Annotated in this window: 17 protein-coding genes and 1 pseudogene; 6 read left to right on the top strand and 12 right to left on the bottom strand. The window is 60.6% G+C overall.

Features of this window, described 5'->3' with window-relative positions; all coding sequences use genetic code 11:
• Nucleotides 1–88 precede the first annotated feature (88 nt).
• From B5527_RS27830 to B5527_RS27865, 7 genes are all read right to left on the bottom strand, one after another.
• Nucleotides 89–1,606, bottom strand: a complete 1,518-nt coding sequence (locus B5527_RS27830) for a tripartite tricarboxylate transporter permease (RefSeq protein ID WP_079604378.1) — start codon at nucleotides 1,604–1,606, stop codon at nucleotides 89–91.
• Between the two features lie 194 nt (nucleotides 1,607–1,800).
• On the bottom strand, nucleotides 1,801–2,343 hold the full coding sequence (locus B5527_RS27835; RefSeq protein WP_079604379.1) for a tripartite tricarboxylate transporter TctB family protein: 543 nt from the start codon (nucleotides 2,341–2,343) through the stop codon (nucleotides 1,801–1,803).
• Nucleotides 2,344–2,584: 241 nt separating this feature from the next.
• The gene (locus tag B5527_RS27840) at nucleotides 2,585–3,559 is read right to left on the bottom strand and encodes a tripartite tricarboxylate transporter substrate binding protein (RefSeq protein WP_154072915.1); all 975 of its coding nucleotides are present in this window, start codon (nucleotides 3,557–3,559) and stop codon (nucleotides 2,585–2,587) included.
• Between the two features lie 516 nt (nucleotides 3,560–4,075).
• A complete protein-coding gene (locus B5527_RS46655; protein ID WP_245332277.1) occupies nucleotides 4,076–5,074 on the bottom strand; it encodes an integrase core domain-containing protein in 999 nt (332 codons plus the stop codon).
• Between the two features lie 353 nt (nucleotides 5,075–5,427).
• Entirely contained in the window at nucleotides 5,428–5,616 is a 189-nt protein-coding gene (locus B5527_RS27855; protein ID WP_079604382.1) for a hypothetical protein, read from the bottom strand.
• Between the two features lie 234 nt (nucleotides 5,617–5,850).
• Nucleotides 5,851–6,777 (bottom strand): hypothetical protein, encoded by a 927-nt coding sequence (locus B5527_RS27860; protein ID WP_079604383.1) that lies wholly within the window; start codon nucleotides 6,775–6,777, stop codon nucleotides 5,851–5,853.
• Between the two features lie 195 nt (nucleotides 6,778–6,972).
• A complete protein-coding gene (locus B5527_RS27865) occupies nucleotides 6,973–7,236 on the bottom strand; it encodes a helix-turn-helix domain-containing protein (RefSeq protein ID WP_079604384.1) in 264 nt (87 codons plus the stop codon).
• Between the two features lie 152 nt (nucleotides 7,237–7,388).
• Here B5527_RS27865 and B5527_RS27870 point away from each other — a divergent pair, with 152 nt between their 5' ends.
• From B5527_RS27870 to B5527_RS27895, 6 genes are all read left to right on the top strand, one after another.
• The gene (locus B5527_RS27870) at nucleotides 7,389–8,273 is read left to right on the top strand and encodes a metallophosphoesterase family protein (RefSeq protein WP_079604385.1); all 885 of its coding nucleotides are present in this window, start codon (nucleotides 7,389–7,391) and stop codon (nucleotides 8,271–8,273) included.
• A gap of 54 nt (nucleotides 8,274–8,327) precedes the next feature.
• Entirely contained in the window at nucleotides 8,328–8,870 is a 543-nt protein-coding gene (locus B5527_RS27875; protein ID WP_079604386.1) for a hypothetical protein, read from the top strand.
• 4 nt (nucleotides 8,871–8,874) lie between these two features.
• Complete coding sequence (locus B5527_RS27880) at nucleotides 8,875–9,423, top strand: hypothetical protein (RefSeq protein WP_079604387.1); 549 nt, start codon at nucleotides 8,875–8,877, stop codon at nucleotides 9,421–9,423.
• A gap of 4 nt (nucleotides 9,424–9,427) precedes the next feature.
• Entirely contained in the window at nucleotides 9,428–9,622 is a 195-nt protein-coding gene (locus tag B5527_RS27885; protein ID WP_079604388.1) for a hypothetical protein, read from the top strand.
• On the top strand, nucleotides 9,615–10,457 hold the full coding sequence (locus B5527_RS27890) for a metallophosphoesterase (protein ID WP_245332278.1): 843 nt from the start codon (nucleotides 9,615–9,617) through the stop codon (nucleotides 10,455–10,457). Before B5527_RS27885 ends, B5527_RS27890 begins: the two co-directional genes overlap by 8 nt.
• A gap of 62 nt (nucleotides 10,458–10,519) precedes the next feature.
• Nucleotides 10,520–10,789 (top strand): hypothetical protein, encoded by a 270-nt coding sequence (locus B5527_RS27895; RefSeq protein WP_079604389.1) that lies wholly within the window; start codon nucleotides 10,520–10,522, stop codon nucleotides 10,787–10,789.
• Nucleotides 10,790–11,174: 385 nt separating this feature from the next.
• Here the strand turns inward: B5527_RS27895 and B5527_RS46660 are convergent.
• The 5 genes and pseudogenes from B5527_RS46660 to B5527_RS27915 form a co-directional block, all read right to left on the bottom strand.
• A pseudogene (locus B5527_RS46660) lies at nucleotides 11,175–11,443 on the bottom strand (DUF2312 domain-containing protein).
• A gap of 164 nt (nucleotides 11,444–11,607) precedes the next feature.
• On the bottom strand, nucleotides 11,608–12,111 hold the full coding sequence (locus B5527_RS27905; protein WP_245332279.1) for a metallophosphoesterase family protein: 504 nt from the start codon (nucleotides 12,109–12,111) through the stop codon (nucleotides 11,608–11,610).
• 83 nt (nucleotides 12,112–12,194) lie between these two features.
• Nucleotides 12,195–12,479, bottom strand: a complete 285-nt coding sequence (locus tag B5527_RS47830) for an integrase core domain-containing protein (protein WP_197689218.1) — start codon at nucleotides 12,477–12,479, stop codon at nucleotides 12,195–12,197.
• Nucleotides 12,480–12,549: 70 nt separating this feature from the next.
• Nucleotides 12,550–13,212: a hypothetical protein gene (locus tag B5527_RS44580; protein WP_197689219.1), complete on the bottom strand. Its 663-nt coding sequence runs from the start codon at nucleotides 13,210–13,212 to the stop codon at nucleotides 12,550–12,552.
• Nucleotides 13,213–13,330: 118 nt separating this feature from the next.
• Nucleotides 13,331–14,836 (bottom strand): M81 family metallopeptidase, encoded by a 1,506-nt coding sequence (locus B5527_RS27915; protein WP_079604391.1) that lies wholly within the window; start codon nucleotides 14,834–14,836, stop codon nucleotides 13,331–13,333.

Here is a 14,836-nt window from a genome sequence, read left to right on the forward strand (position 1 = left end):
GCGCCCCAGGGTTTTCCCCAACCAAAAGCTAACGCCTTGGTTGCACAAGGTAATTTTCGAAAGCCATCGGCTCCGGCAGCAAACGAGATCAGCCCACAACCTTCGCCGGCCGCCACAGCCTGGCCAGCCCGCCAAACGCCCGGTCGATCAGCGGCCAGAACAATAGCGCGATCGCCAAGGTTGTGATCGAGCCGACCAGACCGTTCGACCAGAACACCATCATGTCGCCGCCGGAGCCGATCATCGACAGCCGGAACGCGTCTTCGGCGCGGCTGCCGAGCACCAGCGCCAGCGTGAACGGCGCCAAGGGAATGTTGATCTTCTTGAAGACATATCCGACCACGCCGAACCCCAGCATCAGCCAGATATCGAACATCGCGTTCTGGATCGCATAGGCGCCGATCGCGCAGGACACCACGATCATCGGCGCCACGGCGGCGAAGGGCACCCGCAGGATCGAGGCAAAGATCGGCACCGTCGTCAGCACCAGCACCAGGCCAACCACGTTGCCGAGATACATCGAGGCGATCAGGCCCCAGACGAAATCCTTGTGCTCGACGAACAATAGCGGACCGGGATTGAGGCCCCACACCATCAGCCCGCCGAGCAGGATCGCCGCGGTGCCAGAGCCGGGAATGCCGAGCGCCAGCATCGGCAGCAGCGCCGCGGTGCCGGAGGCGTGGGCCGCAGTTTCCGGGGCAAACACCCCCTCGATGCGGCCCTTGCCAAAACTCTCGGGATCCTTGGAAAAACGCTTGGCGAGATTGTAGCCCATGAACGAGGCGGCGATCGCGCCGCCCGGGGTAATGCCGAGCCAGCAGCCGATAAATGATGAGCGCACCAGCGTTACCCAGTATTTCGGCAGGTCTTTCCAGACGCCCAGCACCACGCGCAGGCTGATCTTGGCCGCATGGCCGCGCAGCGCCAGACGCTCCTCCATCGTCAGCAGGATTTCGCTGATGCCGAACAACCCGATCACCGCAACCAGGAAATTGATGCCGCGCAACAGGTCGTCGGAGCCGAAGGTCATGCGTAGCTGGCCGGAAACCGTGTCCATGCCGACGCCGGCCAGCAGCAGGCCGAGCGACATCGAGATCAGGGTCTTGTGCTTCTCCTCGCGGCCGAGGCCGACGAACGAGCAGAACGTCAGGAGATAGACCGCGAAGAATTCCGGCGGCCCGAATTTGAGCGCGAACGACGAGATCAGCGGCGCCAGGAAGGTGATCAGGAGCACCGCGACCAGCGAGCCGATGAAGGACGACGTGAAGGCTGCGGTCAGCGCTTCCGCCGCCCTGCCCTGCTGCGCCATCGGATAGCCGTCGAAGGTGGTCGCCACCGACCACGCTTCACCGGGGATGTTGAACAGGATCGAGGTGATGGCGCCGCCGAACAGCGCGCCCCAATAGATGCACGACAGCATCACGATGGCCGAGGTCGGGTCCATGGTGAACGTCAGCGGCAGCAGGATGGCGACCCCGTTCGGGCCGCCGAGCCCCGGCAGCACGCCGACGAAGATGCCGAGCACCAGCCCGACCATCATTAGGGCGAGGATTTTCCACGTCATCAGCACGGCGAAGCCGTGCAGCAGCAGACCGAAGGCTTCCATTAATACACCGTCCCAATTCTTTCGTCATTGCGAGGAGCAGACGGGTCGCGCGAAATGTGCGCCCGATGACAGGCTCCGCGACGAAGCAATCCATTCTTGTCTTGTGTCGCGATGGATTGCTTCGCGGAGTTTATCATCGGGCGGCGCTTCGCGCCGACCCGTTGGCTCGCAATGACGGCTTGTGGCATGGCGAACTAGTACCCGAAGGCCGCTTCGAGCGGTCCCTTCGGCATGATGACGTCGAAAGCGATGTCGAAGGTCACGAACATCGCAGCGGTGAAAATGAAGGCCGTGAGCAGCGATTTCCACAGCGCGATGCGCCCGACCAATCGCATGAAGCCCGCGATCAGCAAAAAGCTGGCGACATAGAGCCCGAGATATTGCGTGGCGAGGCAGAACAGCAGCGTCGGAACGAACACCGCCATGACCCGGCGAAGCTGCGCCCGGGTGACGAAGGTCTCCGAAGCCTCCTTGCGCGACCGGAAGGCGGCGACGATCCCGTACAGGCTGGCGCCGGCGAGGATCACCGACAAATAAAACGGGAAATAGCCGGCCTGCGGTCCGGTCGAATCCCAGCCGATGCCGGTGCGCCAGTTGTCGTAGCCGAGCACCGCCGCCAGCGCCACCAGCAGCAGCGAAACCGTGATGTCGACGACACGGGCGTTGGTGATCGCCGGCGAGTCGGCCACCGGCGCGGTCGGATCTTCGACGACAATCTCAATTTCGGAATTGGACATTGCGCATTTCGTTGTGATTTCGGACGCTGTTTGGTTCAGCGGTTGCAAAAACGATCGTCATCATCCGCCACCGAATCCCGCCTTCAGCGAGCCGGGTGACGAACTCCGGCGGATGATCCGGTATCCCCTATCACCAGTTACTGTGATCGCGAAAGCCCGGAGCACTGGATGCCCCGCCTTGGCCTGTCATCGGGCTCGCCGAAGGCGAGACCTGTTGGCGGGGCACGGCGCCAGTGCGTGCCTACTTCGCGACAAACCCCGCTTCCGTCATCAGCGACTTGTTGAGCGCGTCGTCTTCTTCGAGGAATTGCAGCATGTCCTTGCCGGTGAGGAAGATCGGCTTCAGCGCCTGCTTCTCCATGTAGTCCTTGTACTCGGCGGTTTGCGTCACCTTCTGGAACAGATCGACGTAAAATGCCTGCTGTTCCGGCGTCACCTTGCCCGGCAGGAACATGGCGCGCAGCATCAGATATTGGACGTCGAGACCCTCTTCCTTGCAGGTCGGGATATCGTTCCACGACTGCGTATCGGTCACCTTGGTCTTGTAGGCGATCCGCTCCTTGTCGAACACGCAGAGCGCGCGAACCTGGCCGGCGCGCCAGACCTCGAGATTTTCACTGGGATTGTTGGTATTGGCTTCGGTGTGATTGCCGACCAGTTGGGTCGCCGCTTCGCCGCCGGACTTGTAGGGCAGATAGGCGAATTTCGCGCCGGTCTTCTGCTCGACGAACACCGTGAGTACGTTATCCTCGCGCTTTGATCCGGTGCCGCCCATCTTGAAAGGCGAACTGGCTGATTTCGCGGCCTCGATGAATTCCTTCACGCTCTTCGGCCCGGCGACATTGTCCCACAGCACGAACTGGTCCAGCGCGACCACCGCCACCGGCGTCAACTCGCGCCAGTTGAACGGAATTTTCGCAGACAGCGGCAGCATGTAGATCAGCGAATAGGCAATCAGCACCCTGTTCGGATCGCCTTCGCTGGATTTCATGTACATCAGCGCCTCGGCGCCGGACGCGCCGCCCTTGAGCGACACCACCATCGGCTGTTTCATCAGGTTGTTTTTCTGAATCGCGGCCTGCATCATCCGCGCCATCTGGTCGGAGGCGCCCCCGGCCCCCGCCGCGACCACGATTTCAACCGGCTTGGTCGGCTCCCAGCCGGCGATCGCAGGCGCGCTCGCCAGCATCGCCGCTAATGCGGCCATGCCTTTCATGATATTTCGCACGTGTTTCTTCCCCATATCGTAAAGCCCGGCGATGCCAAGCATGTTTTGTTGCCGGCATTGTGCGGTCTAATGAAGACGAGTTCAAGTCGGTCCGCACCTTCCCGACTATGACTTTCGCATGAGATCGCAGGCGGTTAATCGCGAGCCCGGGCTGGAGTGCTTGATTCCTTCCGTCTGGCCGTCATTGCGAGCCAACGGGCCGGCGCGAGGCGTTGCGCGATGACAGGCTCCGCGAAGCAATCCATTGAGCAACGAAAAGAGAGAGCGGATTGATTCATCGCGGAGGCTGTCATCGGGCGCGCATTCGCGCGCAATGACGAACACCCTTTCGCGTTCCCGCAGCGCGACGCGCCCGAGGTTTGCTTGAATTTTCCGCCCTGAAAAGATGAGGGCGTGGGGAATGCCAGGCGCCCGATGCACCCGCAGCCTCGTGTGCGCATTGGTAGTAGGTATGCACACGAGTATTCACAGCGAGCCACCGGAATCCCCTGTGCCTACCGCAAATCAAGCCCGAACATATTGGTGGTGCAGTCCACCGAGGATCGCACGGCACAGAATGCGTCCAGCTGCCTCGACAGCACGTGATATCGGCGCGTCTTTGTTCAACGATAAGTGAGTGCGCGTGCCATTATAGTAGTCCATGTCGGACAGCAGCACATGGCGCAGGTGGCGTTCGCCGAACACCACGATATGATCGAGGCATTCCCTGCGGATCGAACCGATCAACCGTTCTGCGTATTCGTTTTGCCAGGGTGAACGCGGAGACGTCGGGCGGTCTCGAATGCCGATCGGTCGAACGCGGCGGATAAATATTTCTCCGTATGCGCCATCGCGATCCCGGATCAGGTATCGAGGGATTTGCTCCCAGCCGCAAGCCTCGGTGAGCTGATTGGCGATCCATTCGGCCGTTGGATGTGCAGTAACTCCGACCCACAGCAGTTGCCGCCGGCCATGCCCGATGATCGGCAAGCCATAGAGCAGCCGAAACGAGATCGTCGGCACCACGAACAGGTCCATCGCGGCAATCCCATCAGCATGGTTACGAAGGAACGTCCTCCATCCCTGCGAGGGAGGAACCCTCCTCCGCACCATATATTTGGCCGCCCTGGTCTGGCCGACATCGATGCCAAGCTTGAGAAGCTCGCCATGGATCCTCGGTGCTCCCCACAACTGATTGGCGCCGCTCACCTGGCGGATAAGCTGGCGTATTTCTACCGTCACGGCCGGTCGTCCGCAGCGGCGCTTCGATTTCCAGCGCCAATACGATCTAAATCCCGCACGGTGCCAACGGATTACGGTCTCCGGTCGGACGATTGCAAGTGCGCCATACATCTTGGGCAACAGTCGGCAGACGCCTCCCAATATCAACCTGTCAATCGAAACAAATCGAAGCCTCCTAGGATTAGCGCGTCGCAGCACATTGATTTGCTGCCTTAGCACGAGAATCTCTGCCTCAAGCGCCACCCGCGACGGCAACAGGTCGCTGGCAATCGCAAAGATCAATCGACATAAATCTAGCATCCGGTGCCGCATCGCGCGATTCTCAGTCAACTGCCAGCACGATTGAATTTACGACAGGGACACCTGTGCCAACGCACGATTGTCTCGGGCCGGATGATTGTGAGAACCTGCAGGATTGACGGAAACCAGCGATACAGCTGGATAAAGAACCAGCGATCATTATTGGTAAGCCGGACGCGACCAGGCAGCCTATGCCTCACGACATTCAACTGATGTTGAAGCACCGCGTTCTCAGCTTCAAGCCGCAACTTCGACTTGAATGGCGAGGCCAGGACGGCCAGAACGAAACATAGCAGCCCGATCATTCCGCCAGCTTAAGCGATTCCATCACGGCTTCAACTCAGATAAGGTTTTCGGTACACACAGCCACCACCGGAGTAGTTACCCAGTTCGAACCCCAGAATGGTCCCGTGTTCCCCGAGCTTTGCCCGCAGCATCATATTGTCGGAGCGTGACATCGTCGATTTCCCTTCCTGCTTGTCCTTAAAAATGTAACCAAAAACAGCGCTGTCTTTGGCCTTCATAACTATGGGCCCAGAGCCTTCACTTCTTGTTCCGTAATCCTTTGCTCGCGGAGAGCCGACTCGCTCGCTCAACATTTCCGCATCGCGGCCGGCGCGCCGCCTTGATGCTCAGATAACCCTTCCGCTTGCGCCCGTGCTGTATGTGGCCGTACCGCGCCTGGGTGCGATCCGTGCAATGGCCGGCGGCGGCTGCTACTTCTTCACCCCCGCCGAAGGTCGCCTTCAGGTCTGATATCAACTGGTGCCGCAGAACATAGGGCGTGATAACAATGTCCCGATTTCAGGCAGCGCCTTGCCCCCAAATTTCGCCATCGCCTTGCGTACCGCGTTCTTCGATTCGCTACTGACGACAATGCTGCCGCCCGATGAATTGCAGCGCTTCGCCAGATATTCCGCGGGGCCACCCAGGATGGTCGGATCTACGCAGATCTCGGTGAGCTCGGTACCGTAGAGCCCGGCGTGGCTCTTGACGGGAGCAAAGGTGATCGACAAGCACCTGGCGGAGCGCCACTCGACCAGCACTCCGGGCGACCATCCAATCGGACGCTGGCCCGCCATCAGTTCTTCGGGGCGAACCGGCACGATCAGATGGACCGCCAGCTCATCGAGATATTCCCACTCCTTAGCAACTGCCGCATCCCACAGGTGGGTGTCCCAGTCGTCGGGCAGGTACTGCAGCACACACTTCTTGCTGTTCTGGCCGCGCTCCCGCCCCGCATTTGCCGACCTGTGCCAGCGGGACGGCGGCCGGTCCCAGGGCAGCACGTTATCCGGCACGGGCGGCTCCAGGAGGAACATGAACTCCAGCCGCTGGACAACATCGAGCAACAGCTCCGCCCACCGCTGCTCGGCGTCGCGATCACCTTGCTCGCGCGCGGACAAGCAGTTCCCAATCAGGCCCGTCAGAAACAGCCGTCCACCGAAATGCAGCGCCGTACGGCGGTGATTGTAGGTATCAAGGGCGATGCGGTCCTGAAGGGGATCGAGATGCCCCGATTTCCACATCCGCTTGAATTCCTTCAGGTACGCCAGCGTCGTCTCGGACAGGGGGTCGATATGTCGGCCGTTGCCTTTGGCTTCGGCATAGACGTCGCGGATATCGTCCTTTTGAACCTTTCGGGTCTTTGTAGCTAAAATCTCCCGATAGACGCCTGCGCACAACGGGTAGTTAGGCCGCGACGAGGGTTTGCTGGAAGAGGACGGGGGTCAGACTTGGAAGGTCTCTCAGTAGGCCGCTCGCGAAGCGCGCTTCCCCATAGCGCCGTAGCGAGCGAGCGGCCGCGCGGTCATCCGGGCTGGCGCTGGCGATTCAACCGCCGCACTTGAGCCAAGAGCAACTGTTCCAACGCGACCGGCCTATTTTCCGGGTCGTCTTCCGGCCGGCAATGGCCGAGGCGCCGCCTCTCCACGAAGCGGCATCTTAAAAAATTCAGATATCTCTGAATCAAGAGCGATCGCCAGCTTTTCGAGAACCGCGACGGTCGGATTTTCCCTGCCCCGTTCAAGCCGGCTGACATACGTCCGATCAATACCGGCGTCGACGGCCAGCGCCTCCTGAGACAACCGGCGGCCAACGCGCAGCCGTCGGATATTTCGAGCTACCACGGCTTGCGCTTTCATGGACGCAAGCGACCATTCGTGGGCCTATTAAACCACGGACAATAGTGCTACAATTGATTTTGTTCACATACTCTTTGTCGAAGAACACAGATGACGGCGCTGCCGAGCAAGTCCACCCCGTTTTGCCCCGTGGTCATCAAGGACTCCCCCGCATGCCACAGCGAAAAATTCGAATCCTTCCCATTTCGGATCTCCACCTGGAGCGGCGCAAGCTGAAGGAAATCCCGGCGTTCGACCAATCCTTCGACCTGCTGGTCTCTGCCGGCGACCATTGCGAGGGACAGCCAGAGAAGGCCGTTCAAAGCGTGGTCGCTCTCGCGCGAGGAAGACCCTCAATCATGGTTCGCGGTAATCATGATGTGTACAGGTTAGGTCCAGAGGATCGCCGCACCATTTCCGATTTCGATCGGCTCTTCCGCGACGAGGCCGAGCGTCAGAATGCGCGGGCTCATCAAGATATAGTCACCGTATTGAGTGCAGACGATCCGGTCTGCGAACTTGGGCAGGTCCGCTTTATCGGAGTTACGCTTTGGACGGATTGGGCGCAGTCCGGCCGCTGGATCGCTGATCAGGAAATTCCTCAGTCCCAGGAACGGGCCGCTGCCATGGCCCGCTCTCTTGCCGGGCATTTTCGCAGCGGAGCGCGCGAGTATCGAGCCATCAGAACAGAGAGGGGCCCATGGACGCCCTACGACGCCGTTGCAGAGCATGCTCGTGAACGAGCGATACTGCTTGATGAACTCGTGCGCGGCCACGACGGGCCGACTGTAGTCGTCACACACCACCCTCCACTGGCGCATTGCGCTGACGTCTATCGCGGGCGAGGAATCCCGTGGTGGGCGCCGGCCTTCTACAGTTCAGAACTACTCCCCCTTTTGCCTGAGAAGATTCGCCCTGACCTATGGGTTTTTGGTCATGTGCATGCGGCATTCGACGTTCAGTGCGGCCGCACGCGTGCAATCGCCAACCCAGTCGAAGGCGGTCAATTTAACCCCCGCTTGGTCATCGAGTTGGAATTGGTTCGCGAACCAGACTGACTTCAAAGGTCAAGCGACAAGGCCAGTACATCTGGGTCGCGCGAGGTGGAAGTAATGACGAGTACGGGGCAGGATTGGCGGGTCAAGTTGATGCAGGCCCATCCCCGCCTGTTCGGGATTCCGTTCGGGAGACCGGACGCTGCGCAGGGCTATCCCAACTGCGATGAAGGCTGGCGAGATCTCCTGGAGCGGTGCTGCGTCAGGATCGAGACCGCCCTGGCCGAGGGCGGTACCCTCAGAGTCGTGCAGATCAAGGAAAAGTTCGGGGCGCTCCGCTTCTATTGGAGCGGCCGCCTGCCCGACGCGGCCAAGGCCAAGGTCGACGAGGCAATCGCCTTGGCGGCCGCCCGTTCGGCCTGCACCTGCGAAATCTGCGGAGCGGAAGGCCGCCTCTACACCCGCAACGGCTGGCTCGCGACCGCGTGCCCCGAACACGCCAATGGCGAACTCAAGCCTATCAGGCCGGGATTCGAGAACATCCACATCGTCCGGACCTTCGGCGCCGGCCGGTTTCCGATCGTGTCGTGCCGCCGATACATCCGCGAGACCAATTGCTTCGTCGACGTCGATCCGAAGTCGCTCGGAATCGAGGAGTAGCGGCATGGCGAGTATCATGCGTGATTGGCGGTTCGATCTGATCGAGGCCTACCCGGACCTCTTTCACCCGCTGCCGGACAATACGGGGGTAGCTGAGGCCTCTCCGGAATGCGGCGCGGGATGGCAGGACCTGCTGGAGCGCGCGTGCGCCCGGATCCGGGCGGCGGTGCAAGCTGACGGCGGCACCTTTAAGTTCACTCAGATCAAGGAGAAGTACGCGACGGCCAGACTGTACTGGGAAGGCGCGCTCTCTCCCGAAGCGGACGCCCGGGTCGAAGAAATCATCGACCTGGCCGAGGCCCGCAGCGCCTGCACATGCGAGGTCTGCGGCGCGGAAGGCCGCCTGCACCGCGCCGGCGGCTGGCTGATGACGCGTTGCGCGACGCACGGCCAGGGCCATCCCGTCCCCGAAAAGCCCGGCTGGGAGAACGTCACCATTTCGCATGTAATCGCCCGCGGCACCAAGGCCGTCATTGTCAAACGCCGACGCTACATCCGGGAGACGGACAGTTTCGTCGAAGTCGATTCTTTGATCATCGGCGAAGGAGGATAGTGCCATGGCCAAGTTTCGCTGCCGCACGTGCGGCAAGGAAGGCACCTTCGTCTACGACCCGGAGCGCTGCACGTGTCCGATCTGCCATTCGATCGACGTGCAGTTTGCGATCGGCATCGAGGAATTGCCGGACGACGATCCCCTTATCGAGGCGATGAAGCGTCGGGCCGAGCAAGACGGCGAGAAGAATGATGACTGACGAAGTGCTGCTCTGGATCCTTTCCGATCTGCATCTCGAATTGACCCGCGGCTGGGATCTGCCGTCCGGGGATGCGCGCCCGCGTTTCCACATATTGGTCGTCGCCGGCGACCTCATTCCGCGGATGGAGCGCGGGGTGAAGTGGCTGCTTGAGCGCGTGCCGGACCGGCCCGTCATCTACATCGCCGGCAATCATGAGGGCTACGGCTGCGACATCGACCGCACCATTGAAAAGGCGAAGGAGGCCGCCGCGGGCTCGAAGGTGTTCGTCCTGCAGAATGAGGCGATCCGACTTGGTAACGTCACCTTCGCGGGCGCGACCCTATGGACCAACTTTGCGCTGTTCGGCGACCAGCGCCGCGCGATGGCGGTGGCGGCCGACAGGATGAATGACTTCCGCAAGATCCGGCTCAGCCGGTACCAGGACCGCTTCCGGCCGCGGCACGCGCTTGCTCGCCACATGGAGTCGCGCGCGTTCTTGGAGGCCGAGATGCGCAAGCCCAGGGGCGGCCCCCTGGTGGTGGTCACCCATCACGCGCCGCATCCGGGCCGCTCCTTCCCTCGGTATCGGAGCGAGCGGTTGTCCGATGAGGAGATTCTGACCGCGGCCTATCGCAGCGATTTGACCTCGCTGATGTGGCCCGCTCCGATCGAAGGCAGGCGCAATTCGCTGCGGCCGGCCGATCTCTGGATTTTCGGGCACACCCACGAGTCCGAAGATGTCACGATTGGCTGCACGCGCGTGGACTCGAACGCTAAGGGCTATGGTCCGTGGAAGGTTGGCGGGACCTGGGACAACGCGCGTTTCGATCCGAACTTCGTCATCGAGATCTGAGGGGAGGCAAGTCGATCCACAAGATCCATCCGCATCGCAAGTAGGCTTAGGAGGAGAAACGAATGCTGCGCGTCACCGTTGAAATTTGGCCAGGCGGAGACAAGACGCGCGCCCATGCGGTCGCGATCGCAAACGTCGCTAACCTCAGCGACCTCGCGGAGGTGAGCGACTACGCGGTGAGCGTCTCCGAGGGGTACAATCCCGTTACCAACGTTCCACCCTGGTCGCAGCGCGGGCATGTCTTTCAGCACGATCGCAAAACATCGGTGTGGGCGCTCGTCGCAAAGGTCGCAATCTGGGCAGCAGAAGAAGCCGGGAAAACCAGGCGATGATCCCTCGAGAGACGGCGTCCATCCATTAAAATCGTCCAGCAGACTGCCCATAGGTCGGTCATGGAGAGGCTCATTCTGCCGGATTGGTGCCCTTTCAGCTTATGCCCTGCCAATTTGGCTCTAGCCCGAATTGCTGGGGACTATGAACGCCCCCGCAAAGACTCGTGTATCGTGATGTGATACCAATCGGATATTCCAAACTAGGGGTCCGAAGTGGAACCGCGGTTGCAGACCTTGACGGCACTCAGCAGATTTTCCGTCAGAGCGTAGATCGCGATAACACGCGATCTACATCGCCCCTGCGGCAGGCACGTCGGCTTTAAGCGGATTCATTGCCGACCTACGGCGGATGAAGGCGAGTTCGGCCGTCGTCGCCCCTATTCTATCATGCGGCCCTGGCGACCTTCTCCGACCCTGCCTGCTCCATGGCGCCATGTAGAGATCGAGCATGCTTTCGCGCTCGTCGCGCTCTTCCTGATCCTGCTTTCGGAGCTTGATGATCTCCTTAAGAATCTTCACGTCGAACCCGCCGCCCTTGGCCTCCGCGAACACTTCCTTCTTCTGCTCGCTCAATTCGAGCATTTCAGTGTCCAGATTTTCGATCCATTCGACGAACGCGCGAATTTTGCCGCCGGGAATGGTGACGTCAGACATGGTGCCTCCTTCAAAAATGGAAATGCGAAAATGCCCGCAAACAAATAACCAATGTGTTAACCGCGCGAGCCGACCCAAAAGGCGGTTAACGGTGGTCCGGCATGCGTCATCTTCGGCCCGTATTCCTGCGACCAGCTCATTAGTTAGACGCCCCCGGACGCCGTTCAGCCGTCACAGAGATCGTGGATTACCGGTCGTAGGCCGTCGGGCGTGATGTCGAGCGTCGCGAGCGTGATCGGCAACCTAAAACGCCGCCGGCCCGCGCTTCCGGGATTCAAATAAAGCACGCCGCCGACCGCATCGATCTTCGGCGCATGGGAATGTCCGGAGATGACGGCGTCGATGCCGCGCGTAACGGGATCGATTCGCAAGGTCTTGAGATCGTGCAGGACGAAGATGGATCGCCCGGCGAGTCGCACAAGTTCGGTATCGGAATATTCGTTGGCCCAATCGCCGGTATCCACATTGCCCCGGATCGCGGTGACTGGCGCGATCCGTCGAAGCGCGGCGATGATGTCGGGATTCCCGATATCGCCGCCGTGGACGATGTGATCGACGCCGGACAGGTGGCGTTCGGCCTCCGGTCTCAGCAGGCCGTGTGTATCGGAGATGACGCCGATCCTGAACGTCTCCGCAATGTGTTGGAGTGGCTGACCAGCGCCTGGCACCGCAGCTGCAGCGCACGGGGCACATACATGCCGGGATAGGTGCGGAAGAATTGGACGCTGCCACGGGTGTGTGTACCGAAAACTTAAGCTCGGGCGTAGCGGTGGTGAAGTCCGCCAAGGATGGCGCGTGAACTGATCACACCGGTTCGCTGAACCGGGCGAGAGACTGGTGCATCCTTGTTCAAGGATCGATGAGTTCTGACGCGGTTGTAATAGTCCGCATAAGATCGCAGGATTCGGCGCAAATGCATCTCGCCCAAGGCAATGACGTGGTCCGCACATTCACGCCGGATCGATCCGATCAGCCGTTCGGCAAAGCCGTTCTGCCAGGGCGAGGCTGGTGCGGTAGGCTTGTCCCGGATGCCCATGGCGCGCAATCTGCGCGTGACGACGCTGCCATAGATCCGGTCGCGATCACGGATGAGGTAGTGCGGAGCCTCATCCCAAGGAAACGCCTCCGTTATCTGACGCGCAACCCATTCGGCCGTGGGATTTGGAGTGACGTTGATCCAGGCGAGGTCTCTGCGGCCGAGCCGGACGATGACGAAGGCATAGAGCAGGTCGAAAACCGATAGTTGGAACAACGAACAGGTCGATGGCGGCAAGGTCCGGCGCGTGGTTGCGCAAGAAGGTTCGCCATCCCTGGCCGGGCGGCCCCCGCCGTTTGACCATGTACTTGGCGACGCTCGACTGCGCGACCTCAAACCCGAGCTTGAGCAGTTCGCCGTGGATGCGTGGCGCGCCCCAAAGCGGATTCTCCATGCTCATCCGCCGGATCAGCGCGCGCAGCTCGGTGTCGATCTGCGGTCGCCCTCCCAATGGGCGCGACTTCCAACGCCAATAGCCGCGAAAGCCGGCCCGATGCCAACGCACGAGCGTCTCGGGCCGGATGATCCTGAGGACCTGCAGGATTGGTGGAAACCAGCGATACAGCTGGATAAGGAACCAGCGATCATGGTTCGTAAGCCGGACGCGACCATGCTGCCTGCGGTTCAAGACAATCAATTGATGTCGAAGCACCGCGTTCTCAGCTTCAAGCCGCACCTTCGACTTGAATGGCGAGGCCAGGACGGCCAGAGCGAAACTGAGCAGCCCGATCATTCCGCCAACTTAGGCGATTCTGTCACGGCATCAACTCGGATGAGGTTTTCGGTACACACAGCTGGATGGTTTTCTACTCATTCGGTCATGAACGCTCGTGCTCCGTTGGCGCGCCCCCTCAATCGAACACTTGCTTCGATTCGGGACCGAGCGGACTCAGGCGCAAACCGGCGCGAAGTCGTTGGTAGGGAAATTTCGAAGAATCGGCGAGATGCCCACCCGGGGCTATTGCGATCAAAATGTCTTCCGCAAGCGCCTGAAAATCCCCCCGAAAATGAACAGTGCTTTTCAAGGCCAGAATCTTCTGCTCCATCGGCTCGACGCCAAGATGGCGGAAAGGTGCTTGATCGAGCGCTTGCATGCGTTTCGACGTCACTGCGACTTTCACGCTACCGACTTGAAGCAGCGCCACCGGGCCAAGATCGATATCACGGTTGCCAGACACAGGACCTGTCGTCCGGATTTTTCCATCACCAAGCTCCTTGACCTCGAACGTCCCGCGGAACGGCACGACGTCTTCGGGGCCGCTGCGCCCGCCGAGATCTATCGTGATGTTTGCGCCTTTGCCCGCGCTATGCGCAGCCTTCACCGCTTGCTCATCGCATAGATAGCCCAAAGCCGCCCCCTCTGCGCCACCTTCGACCAAGGCGAACAGCAGACCTGTCGTATCGGCGGTGCCCCCTGCCCCCGGATTGTCCTGGGTGTCAGCGATGATCACGGGCCGATCGGCCCTGCTTGCAATCGCCTTGGCGCGCGCAACCGCTTCGGCCGGCGAAAGCACCGGGATCGCAAATTCACTTTCCTTCAGCGCAATGAAACGCGCGACTTCGTCAGCCGCGCAATCGGCGAGCTCTTGGGTCACCGCATGAACGACCACCGATGGGCCACAATAAAATATGTCCGATGGCGGAAAGCCAGCCAGATATGAGACGGTTAAAACATCGTAGCGCTCAAGCGACTGGGTAAGGTCGATGATGCCACGCGACGGTTGAACCATGCTGCTCTGACTGTGCAGGGGGATGAGGAACGGCACCTTCCTCAACGCCCGTCCCGGCGTTCGTCCATACTTGAGGAGATGCTGCATCGTGCGCGCCGCGCGGACGCCGGTCTCTTGCCTGTCCACGTGGGGATAGGTCAGATACGCCGACACGGCATCCGTATAGTCAGTCATTTCTGGCGTGACATTGGCATGGTAGTCGAGGCTGATCGTGATCGGCATGTCTTGTCCTACACAGGCCCGGATCCGCCTGAGCAATTCGCCTTCACCGTCTTCGAAGTCCTCGGTTACCATGGCGCCATGCAGATCGAGATAGATCGCATCGACGGGCATCTGCTGCGAAAGCTCCGCGATCAGTTCCGCGGAGATGCGCTCGAAAGCATCTCTGGTTACCATTCCGCCGGCTCCGCCGCTCGTCCATAGCAGCGGGACGATGTCGTGATCTTTAGCCATGATTTGCAAGAAACCCGACAGCGCGAATGAGATTCCGCTGAGCCATTTCAGAACGTCACCGCGCCGGACCAATGGCGGTCGATCACGATGACTGCAGAAGTAAGCGAAATCGGTTGGCGTCTTAACGAAGGTATTAGTTTCGTGATGAAATCCGCCGACCGCAATACGCGCCAT

The organism is Bradyrhizobium erythrophlei (assembly GCF_900129425.1).
In the GTDB taxonomy this organism is placed as follows: domain Bacteria; phylum Pseudomonadota; class Alphaproteobacteria; order Rhizobiales; family Xanthobacteraceae; genus Bradyrhizobium; species Bradyrhizobium erythrophlei_C.